11 protein-coding genes and 1 pseudogene are annotated in these 15,548 nt (G+C 61.5%); 7 read left to right on the forward strand and 5 right to left on the reverse strand.

The annotated features are described in order from the left end of the window. Nucleotides 1-11: 11 nt before the first annotated feature. Both scpB and hisA read right to left on the reverse strand, forming a co-directional pair. A complete protein-coding gene (gene scpB / locus M2447_RS06600) occupies nucleotides 12-1,100 on the reverse strand; it encodes an SMC-Scp complex subunit ScpB (RefSeq protein WP_277557915.1) in 1,089 nt (362 codons plus the stop codon). Between the two features lie 106 nt (nucleotides 1,101-1,206). Continuing rightward, a complete protein-coding gene (gene hisA, locus M2447_RS06605) occupies nucleotides 1,207-1,935 on the reverse strand; it encodes a 1-(5-phosphoribosyl)-5-[(5-phosphoribosylamino)methylideneamino]imidazole-4-carboxamide isomerase (RefSeq protein ID WP_277557916.1) in 729 nt (242 codons plus the stop codon). Between the two features lie 161 nt (nucleotides 1,936-2,096). On the opposite strand from hisA, the gene M2447_RS06610 reads away from it, so the two are divergent. Together M2447_RS06610 and M2447_RS06615 are read left to right on the forward strand one after the other, a co-directional pair. Next, on the forward strand, nucleotides 2,097-2,930 hold the full coding sequence (locus tag M2447_RS06610; protein WP_277557917.1) for a helix-turn-helix domain-containing protein: 834 nt from the start codon (nucleotides 2,097-2,099) through the stop codon (nucleotides 2,928-2,930). A gap of 156 nt (nucleotides 2,931-3,086) precedes the next feature. Next, nucleotides 3,087-3,791, forward strand: a complete 705-nt coding sequence (locus M2447_RS06615) for a glycosyltransferase family 2 protein (RefSeq protein ID WP_343215381.1) — start codon at nucleotides 3,087-3,089, stop codon at nucleotides 3,789-3,791. A 40-nt stretch (nucleotides 3,792-3,831) separates the two neighbouring features. Here the strand turns inward: M2447_RS06615 and M2447_RS06620 are convergent, their stop codons facing one another. Continuing rightward, nucleotides 3,832-4,299: a GNAT family N-acetyltransferase gene (locus M2447_RS06620; protein WP_277510254.1), complete on the reverse strand. Its 468-nt coding sequence runs from the start codon at nucleotides 4,297-4,299 to the stop codon at nucleotides 3,832-3,834. A 1-nt stretch (nucleotide 4,300) separates the two neighbouring features. Then, the gene (locus M2447_RS06625; protein ID WP_277557984.1) at nucleotides 4,301-4,984 is read right to left on the reverse strand and encodes a 3'-5' exonuclease; all 684 of its coding nucleotides are present in this window, start codon (nucleotides 4,982-4,984) and stop codon (nucleotides 4,301-4,303) included. Nucleotides 4,985-5,121: 137 nt separating this feature from the next. Between M2447_RS06625 and ychF the strand changes: the two genes are divergently transcribed. The 3 genes from ychF to M2447_RS06640 all read left to right on the forward strand — a co-directional run bounded on the left by ychF (nucleotide 5,122) and on the right by M2447_RS06640 (nucleotide 8,770). Next, nucleotides 5,122-6,228: a redox-regulated ATPase YchF gene (ychF, locus tag M2447_RS06630; RefSeq protein ID WP_343215380.1), complete on the forward strand. Its 1,107-nt coding sequence runs from the start codon at nucleotides 5,122-5,124 to the stop codon at nucleotides 6,226-6,228. A 146-nt stretch (nucleotides 6,229-6,374) separates the two neighbouring features. Next, nucleotides 6,375-7,124: a DUF1638 domain-containing protein gene (locus tag M2447_RS06635; protein ID WP_277557919.1), complete on the forward strand. Its 750-nt coding sequence runs from the start codon at nucleotides 6,375-6,377 to the stop codon at nucleotides 7,122-7,124. Continuing rightward, the gene (locus M2447_RS06640) at nucleotides 7,121-8,770 is read left to right on the forward strand and encodes an ASKHA domain-containing protein (protein WP_277557920.1); all 1,650 of its coding nucleotides are present in this window, start codon (nucleotides 7,121-7,123) and stop codon (nucleotides 8,768-8,770) included. The genes M2447_RS06635 and M2447_RS06640 overlap by 4 nt, the downstream gene beginning before the upstream one ends. A gap of 23 nt (nucleotides 8,771-8,793) precedes the next feature. On the opposite strand, the gene prfA is transcribed toward M2447_RS06640, so the two are convergent. Then, entirely contained in the window at nucleotides 8,794-9,924 is a 1,131-nt protein-coding gene (gene prfA / locus M2447_RS06645; protein WP_277557921.1) for a peptide chain release factor 1, read from the reverse strand. 253 nt (nucleotides 9,925-10,177) lie between these two features. On the opposite strand from prfA, the gene M2447_RS06650 reads away from it, so the two are divergent. After that, nucleotides 10,178-11,410 (forward strand): anaerobic sulfatase maturase, encoded by a 1,233-nt coding sequence (locus tag M2447_RS06650; RefSeq protein ID WP_277557922.1) that lies wholly within the window; start codon nucleotides 10,178-10,180, stop codon nucleotides 11,408-11,410. Nucleotides 11,411-11,716: 306 nt separating this feature from the next. Next, nucleotides 11,717-15,522, forward strand: a pseudogene (gene metH, locus M2447_RS06660) (methionine synthase). Nucleotides 15,523-15,548 lie beyond the last annotated feature (26 nt).

The raw sequence follows: 15,548 nt of genomic DNA on the forward strand, positions 1-15,548 counted from the left end.
TTGCGGAAAAACTATTCGGATTTTTCAGGCTCTTCGGAATCGGGATTATCCGGCTGATCGGTCGGATCGGGCAGGGGCGCGACTTCCTCGGCGGAAGCCGCCACCGCCGCGAACGGCGGGGTCGAGTGGTCCCCGACACTCACTTCCGCGAGATTCGGCGACTCGCCCTCGCCCTCTTCGAGCGGCAGGCCCATGTCGGCGTCGGAGGGCGGCGTGACTTTCGCCGAATTTTGCAGCCACGCGTCGATCTGGCGCGGCGAGAGCACGTCGGACGCGGGCAGCTCGACGAGCGACTTCACGCCGACGAATTCGAGAAACTTGTCCGTCGTGCCGTATTGCAACGGACGTCCGGGCAAATCAGCGCGACCCGTGATATAAACGAGTTCGCGCTCAATCAGCTTGTTCAGGCCGGCGTCGGCGGACACACCGCGAATGGATTCGATCTCACTGCGCGTCACGGGCTGGCGGTAGGCGACGATCGCGAGTGTTTCAAGGGCCGACTGGGAGAGCCTCACTGGCGGCGGTTCGTCGCGCATAATGCGAATCCAGCGCGCAAAGCGCGGATGTGTCATGAGCCGGTAGCCGGCGGGGCCCTCAACAAGAATATAAATGTCGTTTGCCTCCTGCAGCTCGACGGCGATGGCGTCCATCGCCTCTCGAATTTGCGCCGCGGTGATGAGCGAGGGCACGCCCTTGTAAAGCTCCTCGTCCGAGTCCTCGGGGAATTGCACAACAACCTCCGCGGCATCATCGGCGGGCGGTTGCGGTTCACCGTCCTGCGGCTTCTCTTCGGTTGATGGTTCAGACCGCAGCTCGGCGGGTTTCAACGAAGGCGCCTCGGGATCGGGAGCCGGCTCCGGCTCGCGTCCGGCGGGCGTGGCGGCGGATGTGTCAGCGGTTTCCCCAACATCATCGGCGGGCGCGTCCGTTGCGGCGTCATCCGGCGGCACGGCAATCGGCGGCGCCTCCCCGTCATTTTCGACTGCGACGGGCGCTTGTTCGTGAAAACGCGCAAAAATATCCTGCACGTCCTTGATGGAAAGTGCCTGGCTGGAGGAAAACAGGAGTGCGCGAAGCACCTTTTGCAGATTGAAAGCCATTGATAAAAACGAGCCAAAAATGAATGAGCCGCCCCGCCCCGAAGCAATAACGAAAAAAACGGGCCGCCCGACGCCGGCCTCGTTTCAAAACTGAATGAACTTCGGACTACGCTCGCGCGTCCGCAATTGCCTGCGCGAGATCAACGCGTTTTTCGTAAATCGCCTTGCCTATGATCACGCCGTCAAGGTTGGCGTGGCGTTTTGCGAGCGCGCCAAGCGCGCCGACATCGCCTTGTTGCGACACGCCGCCGGAGGCGATCACGCCGCATTTGACGGTTTTCAGCATCGCTTCCTGCGCGGCGAGATTCGGGCCGGTCAGCATGCCGTCGGTGCCGATGTCCGTGTAGATGAGCGTGGACACGCCGAGCGCGTCCATGCGTTGCGCAAGCGCCAGCGCGCTCGTGCCGGTCGTGGAAACCCAGCCCTTGACCGCGACCATGCCGTCCTTCGCGTCGATGCCGACGGCGATTTTCGAGCCAAACACGCCAACCAGCTCGCGCACAAACTCCTCGCTTTCCGCCGCGCGCGTGCCGACCACGACACGCGACACGCCAAGCGCCAGCGCGCGTTCCACGGCCTCGCGCGAGCGCATGCCCCCGCCCAGCTGCACCTTCATTCCGGCGGCGACGATTTCGCGCACCGCGGCCAGGTTTTGCGACTCTCCGGAAAACGCGCCGTCGAGATCGACCACATGCACCCAGTCCGAGCCGGCGGCCTCGAATTGCGTCGCGATCGCGGCGGGGTTTTCCGAGTAGATTGTCTGCTGGTCCGCGCGACCCTGTGTGAGGCGCACGCAACGCCCGCCCTTGATGTCTATGGCTGGATAAATTGTCATGGTCGAAAGCGCGTAAAACGCCCCCAAACCCTCCCTGTTGCAAAGATAAACTGCGGGGAAGGTTAAAAAAAATCGTTGCGCGCTCCAGACTCTTGCGAATACGCGCATTATGTTGCACTTCGCACTTCCCTTGGACACCGCTTTTCCTTAACTCTCCCAACATGCAAACAATCGGCGAACGACTTGAAGAGGCCCGCAAGCGCAAGGGCGTTTCCATCCGCGAGGCCGCGGAAGCCACGAAGATTCGCGGCGAGTATCTGCACAAATTTGAATCCAACCAATACGACATCCGCCTGCCGGAGATTTATGTGCGCGGATTTCTCCGTTCGTATGCCAATTTCCTGAAGCTGCCCGCCGATCAAATCATCGCCGATTACAACGCCCTGCACCACGGAGAGGCCAAGTCCAGCCGCTCGATGAGCCGGGAAGTTTACGGGCGCATGGACATCTCGACCAGCAAGGACAAGGAAACCAAGGACCCGCTCACCGGGGGAACCACCCCGCCCATGCCCGGCGTCTCCGGCGAACCCGCCGCGACCACGCGCAACCCCGCCACGTTTGTGCCGCCGCACTCGCCGGGCTCCTCGCTCGACAAAAAACTCCTTATCAAGCTCGGCGCGATCATTGGCGTGATCGCGGCCATAATCATCCTGATCGTTGTTCTTCTCAGCAACGGCGGCTCGTCGGCATCCGCGCCCAAGGAAACATGGGTGCAGGCGCAGGCGGGCGAGGCCACGATCACAATCACCGCGAAGGATCTCCCGGTTGAGGTGAAAGTCACCTCAAAGGACACCCAGCCGGACGGAAGCGCCATCACCTATTACCAGGGCACGATTCCCGTCGGAGAGGCGCGCGCCATTCCGCGCCGCACGGACATCATTATCGAGTGCACGCATCCGGAAAACCTGCTTCTGACCGTTGGCAACTGGACAGGACAGCTCACCGACCCCGCAACAGGCCGGCTAATGACGCGCGGACAAATCAACAAACAATAGTCCGCCTCCACCCATTCCCGGAAAAGAATCCCCGTTAAAAAACGCACCGGTCAACCCGGTGCGTTTTTTGATGACAAGGCATGCCGCGGGCAACTGGGCATTATTAGTCATGACAAACACGTTCGCATATATTTCATTTGCGTGAGATTTAAAAAAATGACGCGGACACTTTCTGTTATTATTCCTTGTTACAACGAGCGCGCGACCATTCGCACGCTTGTCGACGCCGTGCTCAACTGCGGTGTGAACCCAATCGAAATCGTCGTTGTTGACGACGGCTCGACCGACGGCACCCGCGACGTGCTCGAAAGCGAAATTGCCCCGCTCGTTTCCAAGATTGTTTACCATGAGAAAAACCAGGGCAAAGGCGCCGCGCTGCGCACGGGCTTTCAACACGCCACAGGCGATTACGTGATCGTGCAGGACGCCGATCTTGAATACGACCCGCGCGAGCTTCCGCTCCTCATGCAGCCGCTCATCGACGGCAAGGCTGACGTTGTTTTCGGCTCGCGCTTCATGGGCGGCGCGCCCCACCGCGTGCTTTATTACTGGCACAGCCTCGGCAACAAGTTTCTCACGACGCTCTCAAACATGTTCACCAACCTCAACCTCACGGACATGGAATGCTGCTACAAAATGTTCCGCCGCGAGGTTATTCAGGAAATCGCGCTCAAGGAAAACCGTTTCGGCTTCGAGCCCGAAGTCACCGCCAAGATCGCGCGCCGCCAGTTGCGCATTTACGAGGTCGGCGTCTCGTATTCGGGCCGCACTTACGCGGAGGGAAAAAAGATCGGCTGGCGCGACGGATTTCGCGCCATCTACGCCATCTTGAAATACAACATCTGGCACCGTCGCGGCTAAGCGGCGTATCCAGTTTCTAGATACAAGCTCCGCCGTTTGATCAAAGCATGAGGGTGAGGATGTCGCGCTTGTCGTCCTTGAAGCCGGCCTTCAAGTAAATCCCCATGGCTCTCTTGTTGTGATGATTCACCTCGAGCCGGACGGCAACCGCGCCCTCCCGACGCGCCCAATCGCCCACCATGTCCAGCGTTTGCGGAGCCAAACCCCTGCCGCGCGCGGCGGGCGCCAGGTAAAGCTCGTCGAGAAGCGCCACGCGCCCGCCAAATTCAAGGCTGTGCCAGAACACAACCACCGCATAACCGCCGGGCGCGCTCCCGGGCGCGGATGTGTTTTTCAGCAAAAACACACGTCCAAGCTGCGGCTCGCGCAACAACGCGCGCAACGCCGTCCGCACCGGCCCGGGGCGAAACTCGATTTGATCCTCCTTGTAAAACTCCCCTATCATCGCAAACAACGCGCCTTCGTCGGCGGAGCCGGCCCCGGTCCATTTCCAGTCAATCGTGTTCATTTTAAAACAATTCCTCCTGCCGCATGGCATCGCGTTTTTCGGGATTCGCCGTGCTTGTTTGCAAAAGCCACGGCACCGTCATGTTGGAAAACTCTGCTCGTCGCCCGAGCGAAACCAGCAACAACGCCGCCGCGAGCGCGTCGTAGAGCGCGGCATGGTAGCGCCGCCGTCCCTCGGGACAATGCTCCGCCGCCATCAGGTCGAGCTCCGCCTGCAAGCCAAACGCCGCCACGAGTGTTTCCAACCGGCAGGATTTGAGCTGCGGGAAAACCTCCGCATACAAACGCCCCGTGTCAATCCACGGCCCCCACTCGGCGGTTGCATGCGAGCCGCCGCGCGCAAAATCGGGCGACTGACGCGAATAGGGCCACGCGGATTTGATGAGCGAGTTTTCCGCGTGCGCAAAATGCGCCCCGAGCGGCCCCGTCTCGCGCAATCCCGCAAAATAGGCGAACTCCCCGTCCGTCGCAAACGGCTCGGAATGCGCGACCAATCCCGCCGTGAGGCCGTGGATCGCCGCGTCCTCATTGCGCACGCGACCGGTCGCCCGGCAAAACCGCGTGCGCGTTCTTTCAACACGACCACCCCGCAGGGTAACCACGCCGTATTCAAGAATTCCGGACGCAATACTCCCCTCGAAATCAATGAAGTGAATGGGAATCTCGGTCCAGCGCATGGTGATCACAGACAAAAATGAAAATCCCGGGATAATTCAACAACAGCAATCGAAGCCGCAAACGCGCGCCCTGCTTTTAAAAATCATTCATTTGCTTGACCCTTCCCGTCCGTGCGCGAGACGCTTTGCGTTTTTCCTAAAACATCATGCTCAAAGCAGGCATCGTCGGCCTTCCCAACGTAGGCAAATCCACACTCTTCAACGCCCTCACACGCTCCCGCAAGGCGGAGGCCGCGAACTACCCGTTTTGCACCATCGACCCGAATGTCGGCGTCGTCACCGTGCCCGACGAGCGCGCCTACGTGCTGCAAAGAATCGCCAAGACGCAAGTCGTGATTCCCGCGGCGGTTGAGTTTGTCGACATCGCCGGACTCGTTGCGGGCGCAAGCAAGGGCGAGGGCCTCGGCAACCAGTTTCTTGCCAACATCCGCGAGGTGGACGCCATCGTGGAAGTCGTGCGTTGCTTCGAGGATTCCGACGTCGTGCACACAATGGGCGCGGTCGACCCCGTGCGCGACATCGAGGTGATCAACACCGAGCTCGTGCTCGCCGATCTTGAATCCGTGACGAAGCGCATCGAGAAAACGCAGAAAAAAGCGAAGTCCGGCGACAAGGAGGCCATCACAGAAATGGCGCTTCTCGAAAGACTCGTGCCACATCTCAACGAGGGCAAAACCGCCAACGTGCTTCCCGGCGCAACCGAGGACGACCGGGCGATGATGAAACTCTTCCAACTGCTCACCGCCAAGCCCGTGCTCTTCGCATGCAACGTCGCCGAGGGCGATCTTGCCACGGCAAATGAAAACCCGTTCGTGCAAAAAGTCGCCGAGTATGTGCGCACACACCACGACGCGGCCTACGTGCCGATCTCCGCGAAAATTGAGGCCGAGCTCATCGAGTTGCCGCCCGAGGAGGCGAAGGCGTTTTTGAAGGACCTCGGCGTGGACGACTCCGGTGTTTCAATGCTGATCCGCGAGTCCTATTCGCTTCTCGGCCTGCAAACCTACTTCACCGCCGGTGAAAAGGAAGTGCGCGCGTGGACGATCAAAAAAGGCTGGAAGGCGCCGCAAGCCGCCGGCGTCATTCACACCGATTTCGAAAAAGGTTTCATCAAGGCCGAGGTTGTCAGCTTCGAGGACCTCTCGCGACTGGGCAGCGTGCTCGCCGCGCGCGAGGCCGGCAAATACCGCCTCGAAGGCAAGGATTACGTCTTTCAGGACGGCGATGTCGCGCTGTTCCGGTTTAATAATTGAGCAGCGCGCTTTTTCGAGAAAAGCGGAAATCCCCGCGCATTGCCAACGGCCATGACCGCGCCGCGATCATTTGCGGCGGCGGGGTTTTGTTTGCATGAAACCCTTGCGATGAGGCCGCCGGTCATGGCATGGTCGGGCTTCTTACCATGCCGCAAAACTCTCCTCGCATTGCCGTGATCGCCTGCTCCGTCCTTGAGGACGAAGTGGGTCATTTTGCGCGAGGGCTGCCGCATGTGAAGGAGATCGAGTATTTGCCGCAGTTGTTGCACAACGAGCCGGTGCGTTTGCGCGCTGAATTGCAAGCCGCGGTGGAGCGTTGCGAGGCGAACCCGGAGGTGGACGCAATCGTGCTGGCCTACGGTTTGTGCAGTCGCGGCGTGGAAGGGTTGCGGCATGCGCGGTGTCCGCTCGTGATCGCGCGCGCGCACGATTGCGTGACGCTTTATCTGGGCTCGAAGGAACGCTACTCGGAATATCTTAAAAAACACCCGGGCACCTATTGGTATAGCCCCGGCTGGATCAAGGCGCACGCTCCGCCCGGACCGGATCGCAACGCGTATTTGCGGGAGGAATACGCGAAACAGTTCGAGCCGGAAGACGTGGAATATTTGGTCGAGCAGGAACGGCTCTGGACCGCGCATTATGATCGCGCCGCCTACATCGGGCTCGGCGCGGGCGAAAAACCGGAGCAGGTGGAATACACGAAGCAATGCGCCGCGTGCCTTGGCTGGGTGTTCGACCATGTGCGGGGCGACGAGTCGTTGATGCGCGATTTGTTTGCCGGACCGGACAAGTGGGACGCGAAGCGTTTTCTGATCGTGCCGCCGAATCACGGCATTCAGTTGACCGCCGATGACTCCGTGATCAAAGCCGTGCCGCTGGAGGAGCCGAAATGAGCGCGGCCGATTCATTGCGTGTGCGCGCGGTCGATGAGACGCGCGAACTGCCGCTTGCTCCGGCTGATCTTGCCGCTGCGAACACAAGCATGTTGACGGATTTTCTGGCAAAACGCGGACTGGCGTTGAACACGCGTTGCGGCGGGCGCGGATTGTGCAGCGGATGCCTGGTTGAAATCGAGCGCGCCGGAGGGAAACACGAACAGGCGCGCGCGTGCCGGATGCCGCTTGCGGAAGCGGTGGGCGCGGCGGCGAAAAACGCCGTCATCTCGATTCCGTCGAGATCGTTGTTAAAACAGCAGCCGTCGGTCGTGGATGATTTTCGCGTCAACATTCCGATGGCGCGAGATCCGCTGGTCGCGGGTGCGCGTTACGGCGCGGCGGTGGATGTGGGAACGACGACGGTGGCGGTGATCGTGTGCGATTTTGAAAACGGAAAAATGCTTGCGCGCGCATCGGCATTTAATGCGCAAATCAGGTTCGGCGAGGACGTGCTGACACGGATTCAATATTGTTGCACGAACGGCGCGCCGGCGGTGCGCAAATTGCAGCATGCGTTGATGGCGGAAACCATTCAGCCGTTGATCGAAAAAGCCTGCGCCAAGGCGGGCATCGCAAAAGGGGATGTGGGCGCGATCGTGATCGCGGGCAACACGACGATGCAACATCTCGCGGCGGGCGTCGATCCGGCGCCGCTGGGCGCGCATCCGTTCACACCGGCGTTTCTGGAGCATCGCGTGTATTCGGCGGAGGCGCTGGGGTTGGCGTGGCGCGGGCTGCCCGTGCATTTATTGCCCGGTCTTTCCTCCTACGTTGGCGCGGATTTGACGGCGGGGCTAATCGCGACGGGATTGGTTTACGAGGACGGTCCGTCGCTGCTCGTCGACGTGGGAACAAATGGTGAAATCATCGCAAAAACGGGTGACCGCATCGTGGGCTGCGCGACGGCGGCGGGGCCGGCGTTCGAGGGTGCGGGATTGTCGTGCGGCATGCGCGCGGCGCGCGGCGCGATCGAACGCGTGCGCATGAACGTGAATGCCGGTGGCGCTTTTGAGATGCGACTCGACGTGATTGGCTCTGGTGAAAACAGCGCGCCACTGAAGCCAATCGGCATGTGCGGCTCGGCTTACATCGATTTTTTATGGGAAGCGCGACGCGCGGGATTGCTCATGCCAAACGGACGTTTTGCGCCACGGGAAAAGCTGCCCGAGGGCGTGTGCGTGGAGGTCGATGAACACGGGAAAAAGTTCCGCATCCACGAACACGGCGCGTCGGAACCGCTGTGGATTTCCGAAATGGATGTCGTGAAATTGCTGCAGGCGAAAGCGGCAATTGGCGCGGGCATTTGCACGTTGCTTGACGTGCTCGGCATCAAGGCGCGCGACATAAAACGGCTTTATCTTGCGGGCGGTTTCGGCATGCACCTGTCACTCGAGCACGCGATCGGCTGCGGCTTGCTGCCCGGCTTCGCGCCGGAGCAGATCGAGGTGGTCGGCAACACATCACTCGGCGGCGCGTATCTGGCGATGAACGACAGCTCGCTGCTTGATGAAATGGAAACCGCGCGAAAACGCTTCGAGGCCGTCGAGCTAAACCTGCACCCGAATTTCGAGGATGCGTATATTGACAACCTGATGCTGGAGTAACCTTGCTCCCGCAAAAAGCCCGTTCAGTCCTCGTCGTCCGCGCCGCCGCGGGTGGCGCTGGGGCCGGTGTATTCCTTGCCGGTGAGGCGGGCGAACTTCTCCTCGAAATCAACCCGCTGGAGCGCGGTAATGATTTCGTCGATGTCTCCTTCCATGACTTGCGGGAGGCTGTAAAGCGTGAGGCCGATGCGGTGGTCGGTGAGGCGGTTTTGCGGAAAATTGTAGGTGCGGATGCGTTCGCTGCGCCCGCCGGTGCCAATCTGGCTGCGACGGTGCTCGGCATATTTTTCACGCTCCTCGTCCTCCTTGAGCTTGAGGAGGCGCGAACGAAGGACGGTCATGGCGCGCGCCTTGTTTTTGAGCTGCGAGCGTTCGTCGGCGCATTGCACAATGAGTCCGGTGGGCTTGTGCAGGATTTGCACGGCGGAGTCGGTCGTGTTGACGCCCTGCCCGCCGGGACCGCTGGCGCGGCTGACGGTGATCTCGAGTTCCTGCGGGTCGATGTGGATGTCGACCTCCTCGGCCTCGGGAAGGACTGCGACGGTGACGGTGGAGGTGTGGATGCGGCCGTTGGCCTCGGTGACGGGGATGCGTTGCACGCGATGCACACCGCTTTCAAACTTGAGCTGCCGGTAAACATCCTGGCCGGTGATGAGGAAAATGACTTCCTTGTAGCCGCCGCGCTCGGTGCCGCTGCTGCTCATGGGCTGGACTTTCCAACCGCGGTTTTCGGCATAGCGGGTATACATCCGGAAGAGATCGCCGGCGAAAAGGCTGGCCTCGTCTCCGCCGGTGCCGGCGCGGATTTCCATGACGGTGTTGCGCGAGTCGCTGGGGTCGGGCGGAATCATGGACTCAAGGACGGTTTCGCGAAGCTGTGTGCGTTTGCGCTCAAGCTCGGGGAGTTCGGCGGCGGCGAGTTCCTTGAGGTCGGGATCGGCGGCGGGGTCCTTGACGAGGGTTTGGGCCTCGGCGATTTCAAGCCCTGTTTTTTCGAAGGCGATGTGGTCGTCGATGAGGGCCTTCAGCTTTTGCTGTTCGCGGGAAACATCGGCGGCCTTGCGCGGGTTTTGATAAAAATCGGGCGCGGACATCTGCGCATCGAGTTCATCGAGGCGAAGTTTGAAGGGAGCGATGTCGGGAAGCTGTTCCATGCCGAAAATACCGCACGAAACAGAAACTCCCGCGCAGTGCCAAGTCTGCAATGATCGCGGCCGGCGGGATTTGGCCGGCATCAGTTGTCGCGTCTTAATTTCGCGATTAGTTCTTCACTCCATCTCAATTTGCAGGCATGTTTTTGGGTCGTCACCATAATTGCAAAACAGCCCGGCGTCTCACACAACCCGCTTGCCGATGTCCGCACCGCTCACAAATCCTCTCAAGTCCGCGCGTTTCCCGTTTCACCTCATGACCAAGCCCGTCGGCTCGGTCTGCAATCTCGATTGCACGTATTGTTTCTATCTCGAAAAGGCGCGCCTCTATGAAGGCCAGGGCGGGCATCGCATGAAACGCGAGGTTCTCGCCACCTACATCCGCAGCTACATCGCCGCGCAACCGGGTCGCGAGGTCAGCTTCGCCTGGCAGGGCGGCGAGCCCACGCTTTGCGGTGTCGATTTTTTTCGCGAGGCGATGGAGCTGCAGCAACGCTACGGCGCCGGCCGCAACATCACCAACGCCTTCCAGACCAACGGCACGCTGCTTGACGACGAATGGGGCGAGTTTCTCGCCAAGCACAATTTCCTCGTCGGCATCAGCATCGACGGTCCGCGCCGTGTGCACGACGGCTACCGCGTGGACAAGGGCCAGAATCCCACGTTCGACCGCGTGATGAACGGCATCGACGTCCTCAAGCGTCACAAGGTCGAGTTTAACACCCTCACCACCGTCCATCGCAAAAACTCGCATCTTCCTCTCGACGTTTACCGCTTCCTGCGCGAAATCGGCTCCGGCTACATCCAGTTCATCCCCATCGTTGAGCGCGCCGCCGAGGCCACCGCCGCCGCCGCGTCCGGCCTTTGGCTCGCCCCGCCGCCAAACCACCCCGAGGCCGACGAGCTCGACTCGGTCGTCACCCAATGGAGCGTGCGCCCCTCCGACTACGGCAATTTCCTCTGCGCTGTTTTTGATGAGTGGATCAAAACCGATGTCGGCCGCATCTTCGTGCAACAATTCGACTGCGCCCTTGCCAACTGGGCCGGCGAACCCGCCGGTGTCTGCGTGTTTTCGGAAAAATGCGGACGCGCCCTCGCCATCGAGCACAACGGCGACGTTTACACCTGCGACCATTACGTTTATCCGCACTACAAGCTCGGCAATGTGATGACCGACGCGCTCGCCGACATGGTCGACTCGCCCATGCAAACCGCCTTCGGAGATTCAAAGGCCGACTCGCTCCCGCGCTACTGCCGGAAGTGCCCCGTGCATTTCGCCTGCCACGGCGAATGCCCCAAGCACCGCTTTCTCACCACGCCCGACGGCGAGGACGGCCTCGCGTATTTGTGCGGTGGATACAAAAAATTCTACGCGCATATCGACTCGCCCATGCGAACCATGACCGCGCTTTTGCGACAAGGGCGCGCGCCCGCCGAAATCATGCAAATCCCCCGCGCCCATTGGATGCGCGGGCCAAAACTGCGGTAAAAGTCCCTGCGGACGAAAATTCAGAATTCGACATAAATCATTACGTCAGACTGAGTTAATTTACACAGCATCAGTGTGAATCGAATTAAGCTGAAGTGTGTTGATGCAATAAAATCAACATATTTTGATTCAATGATATGTTCATTGCAATTATCCCAACTTTGTCTTTTTGTAAGCGATTTCACATTCCTCGCAACAGACAACATTCTCATGCCAGCCACCGTAGCCAATCCCATCAAAGAATCGCGCTCGTTCGCCGGGCTGCGCGAGCTGTTTGCCGCGCGCATCGCAGTGCTCGACGGCGCGATGGGCTCGATGCTGCAAACACACTCACTCACCGAAACTGACTTCCGCGGCGGCGAGGGAGGCCGCCTCGCGAGCCACCCGCACGACTTGCGCGGAAACAACGACCTGCTCAGCCTCACGCGCCCCGACCTCATCGAAAAAATCCACGCCGACTACTTCGCGGCGGGCGCGGACTTGGTCGAGACAAACACCTTCAACGCCACCTCGATCTCGCAGGCCGATTACCACACGGAAAACCTCGTCGTCGAAATCAACACTGCCGCCGCCGAAATCGCCCGCCGCGCCGCGCGCGCCGCCGAGGCCGGGTCGCGCGAAAAAGGCGGGCCGCGCCGCCGCTTCGTCGTCGGCGCCATCGGCCCGCTCAACCGCACGCTCTCGATGTCGCCCGACGTGAACCGCCCCGAATACCGCGCCGTCACCTGGGCGCAAGTCGTCGCCGCCTACGCCGAACAAATCCGCGCGCTCACCGCCCCCGCGCCCGACACCGACGGCGAGCCCGGCGTGGACGCGCTTCTCATCGAAACCATCTTCGACACGCTCAACGCCAAGGCCGCGCTCTTCGCCGCCGAAAACGTTTTCGCGGAAACCGGCGTGCGCGTGCCCGTCATGGTCAGCGTCACGATCACCGACGCCTCCGGCCGCACGCTTTCCGGCCAGACGGTCGAAGCCTTCTACAACAGCATCCGCCACACGCGGCCCTTCAGCGTCGGCATCAACTGCGCGCTCGGCGGTGCCGCGATGCGCCCCCATGTCGAGGAACTCGCCCGCATCGCCGAGTGCCCCGTGACGTGCCACCCAAACGCCGGCCTGCCAAACGCCTTCGGCGGCTACGACGAAACCCCCGCCGACATGGCGCGCATACTCGGCGAGTTCGCCCGCAACGGACTCGTCAACATGGTGGGCGGCTGCTGCGGCTCCACGCCCGCGCACATCCGCGCCATCGCCGGCGCCGTGAGCGAACTCAAGCCGCGCGCCACCCCAACCCGCCACCACGACCTTCGCCTCAGCGGACTGGAGCCGCTCAACATCCAATGACAAACGCCGCATCCACCCTCCTCGTCGTCGGCGAACGCACCAACATCACCGGCTCGCCGAAATTCGCCAAGGCGATCCGCAACGCCGACTGGCGCGCCGCTATCGAAATCGCCCGCCAGCAAGTCGAGAACGGCGCCAACATCATCGACATCAACGTGGACGAAGCCCTCATCGACGGCGAGGCCACCATGGTGCATTTCCTCAACCTCATCGCCGCCGAACCCGACATCGCGCGCGTGCCCGTCATGCTCGACTCCTCCAAATGGAGCGTGCTCGAAGCCGGCCTCCAATGTCTCCAGGGCAAAGGCATCGTCAACTCCATCTCGCTCAAGGACGGCGAGGCCGAGTTCCTGCGCCGCGCCGCGCTCCTGCGCCGCTACGGAGCCGCCGCCGTCGTCATGGCCTTCGACGAACAAGGCCAGGCCGCCTCGCGCGACGACAAAGTGCGCATCTGCACCCGCGCCTACCGCCTCCTCACCGAGCGCGCCGAGTTTCCGCCGGAGGACATTATCTTCGACCCCAACGTCCTCACCGTCGCCACCGGCATCGACGAGCACAACAACTACGCCGTCGATTTCTTCGAGGCCGCTCGCATCATCAAGCAAACGCTCCCCGGCGCGAAAGTCTCCGGCGGCATCTCGAACGTCTCCTTCGCCTTCCGCGGCAACAACCCCGTGCGCGAAGCGATCCACACCGTCTTCCTCTACCACGCCATCCGCGCCGGCCTCGACATGGCAATCGTCAACGCCGGCATGCTCGGCAACTACGACGAAATCGACCCCGCTCTCCGCGCCCGCGTCGAGGACGTGATCCTAAACCGCCACCCCGAAGCGACGGACAACCTCATCGCCCTCGCCGAAAAAATCAAAAGCCAAAACACCGCCGTAGGGGCGTCGCTTGCGGCGCCCGTTCCCGTCCCCGAGTCCAACCTGACCGTCGAGGAGCGCCTCTCCCGCGCCATCGTCGCCGGGCTCGACGCCAACATTGAAACCGACACCGAACTCGCGCGCCAAAAATTCGCGCGCCCGCTCGACATCATCGAAGGCCCGCTCATGGACGGCATGCGCATCGTCGGCGAACGCTTCGGCGCCGGAAAAATGTTTCTCCCCCAAGTTGTGAAAAGCGCGCGCGTCATGAAACGCGCCGTCGCCTACCTCACGCCCTTCATGGAAGAGGAGAAGCGGCGCCTTGCGGCGCAGGAGTCAGGAGTCAGAAGTCAGAAGTCAGGAGAAAAACAATCAAGCCGCGCCCCCCGCGTCGTCCTTGCCACCGTCAAAGGCGACGTCCACGACATTGGCAAAAACATCGTCGGCGTCGTCCTCGCGTGCAACAACTACGAAGTCCACGACCTCGGCGTGATGGTGCCCTGCGAAAAAATCATCGCCGAGGCCAGGCGCCTCAACGCCGACCTCGTCGGCCTCTCCGGACTCATCACACCCTCGCTCGACGAAATGACCCACGTCGCCGCCGAGATGTCCCGCGCCGGCCTCGATATCCCGCTGCTCATCGGCGGCGCAACCACCAGCGCCGCGCACACCGCCGTCAAAATCGCCCCCGCCTACCCGCCCGGCGTCGTGCACGTCCTCGACGCCTCGCGTGTCGTCAACGTCGCCAGCGCCCTGCTCTCCCCTACGCAAAAACCCGCCTTCCTCGCCGACATCTTTGCGCGCCAGCAAAAACTCCGCGACGACTTCGCCGCCCGCCGCACGCAAAAACAACTCCTTCCCATCGCCACCGCCCGCGCCAACCGCCCGCCCGTCGATTGGAGCGCCGCCGACATTCCGCGCCCCGAATTTCTCGGCACGCGCACCCACGCCGACATCCCCGTCGAGGACATCATCCCCTATATCGACTGGTCGCCCTTCTTCAGCGCGTGGGAACTCACCGGACGTTATCCGCAAATTTTCGACGACCCGAAAATCGGCGCCGAAGCCAAAAAACTCCACGCCGACGCGCAACAACTCCTCGCCAAAATCGCGCGTGAAAAACTTTTCGCCCCCCGCGCCGTCATCGGCTTCTGGCCCTGCAACTCCACCGACGACGACATCGAACTCTACGGTAGGGCGAACCCTCCGGGTGAGCCGGAATCGTTTTCGAAATCCACATCAAACACGGCTCAGCCGAAGGCTTCGCCCTACCCCGACAAAACTCCTCTCGCCCGCCTCCACCATCTGCGCCAGCAAATGGAAAAACCCGCCGGTCAGCACAACCACTGCCTTGCCGACTACATCGCGCCACGCGAAAGCAACCACACCGACTACATCGGCGGCTTCGTCGTGACGGCCGGTGACGGCGTCGAAAAACTCGCCGCCGAATACAAGCGCGCCGGCGACGATTACCGCGCCATCATGACGCAGGCGCTCGGCGACCGCATCGCCGAGGCGCTCGCGGAAAAAATGCACAAGCACGCCCGCGACCTCTGCGGTTTCGGTAAAACCGAAAACCTCACACCCGAGGATTTGATTCGCGAAAAATACCGCGGCATCCGTCCCGCACCCGGTTATCCCGCGTGCCCCGACCACACCGAAAAACAAACCCTCTTCCGCCTCCTCAACGCAACCGAGGCCACCGGTGTTTCCCTCACGGAATCCTGCGCCATGGCACCCGGCTCGTCCGTCAGCGGTTGGTATTTCAACCACCCCGACTCAAAATATTTCGGCGTTGGAAAACTGGGCCGCGACCAAGTCGAGGACTACGCCCGCCGCAAAACCATGCCCCAGGCCGAGGCCGAAAAATGGCTCGGCCCCTGGCTGGATTACGAGGCGGCATAATGCCATTGGCGCCCGGTTGATTTACA

The sequence above is a fragment of the Ereboglobus sp. PH5-10 genome (assembly GCF_029504735.1).
Classification (GTDB): Bacteria; Verrucomicrobiota; Verrucomicrobiia; order Opitutales; family Opitutaceae; genus Ereboglobus.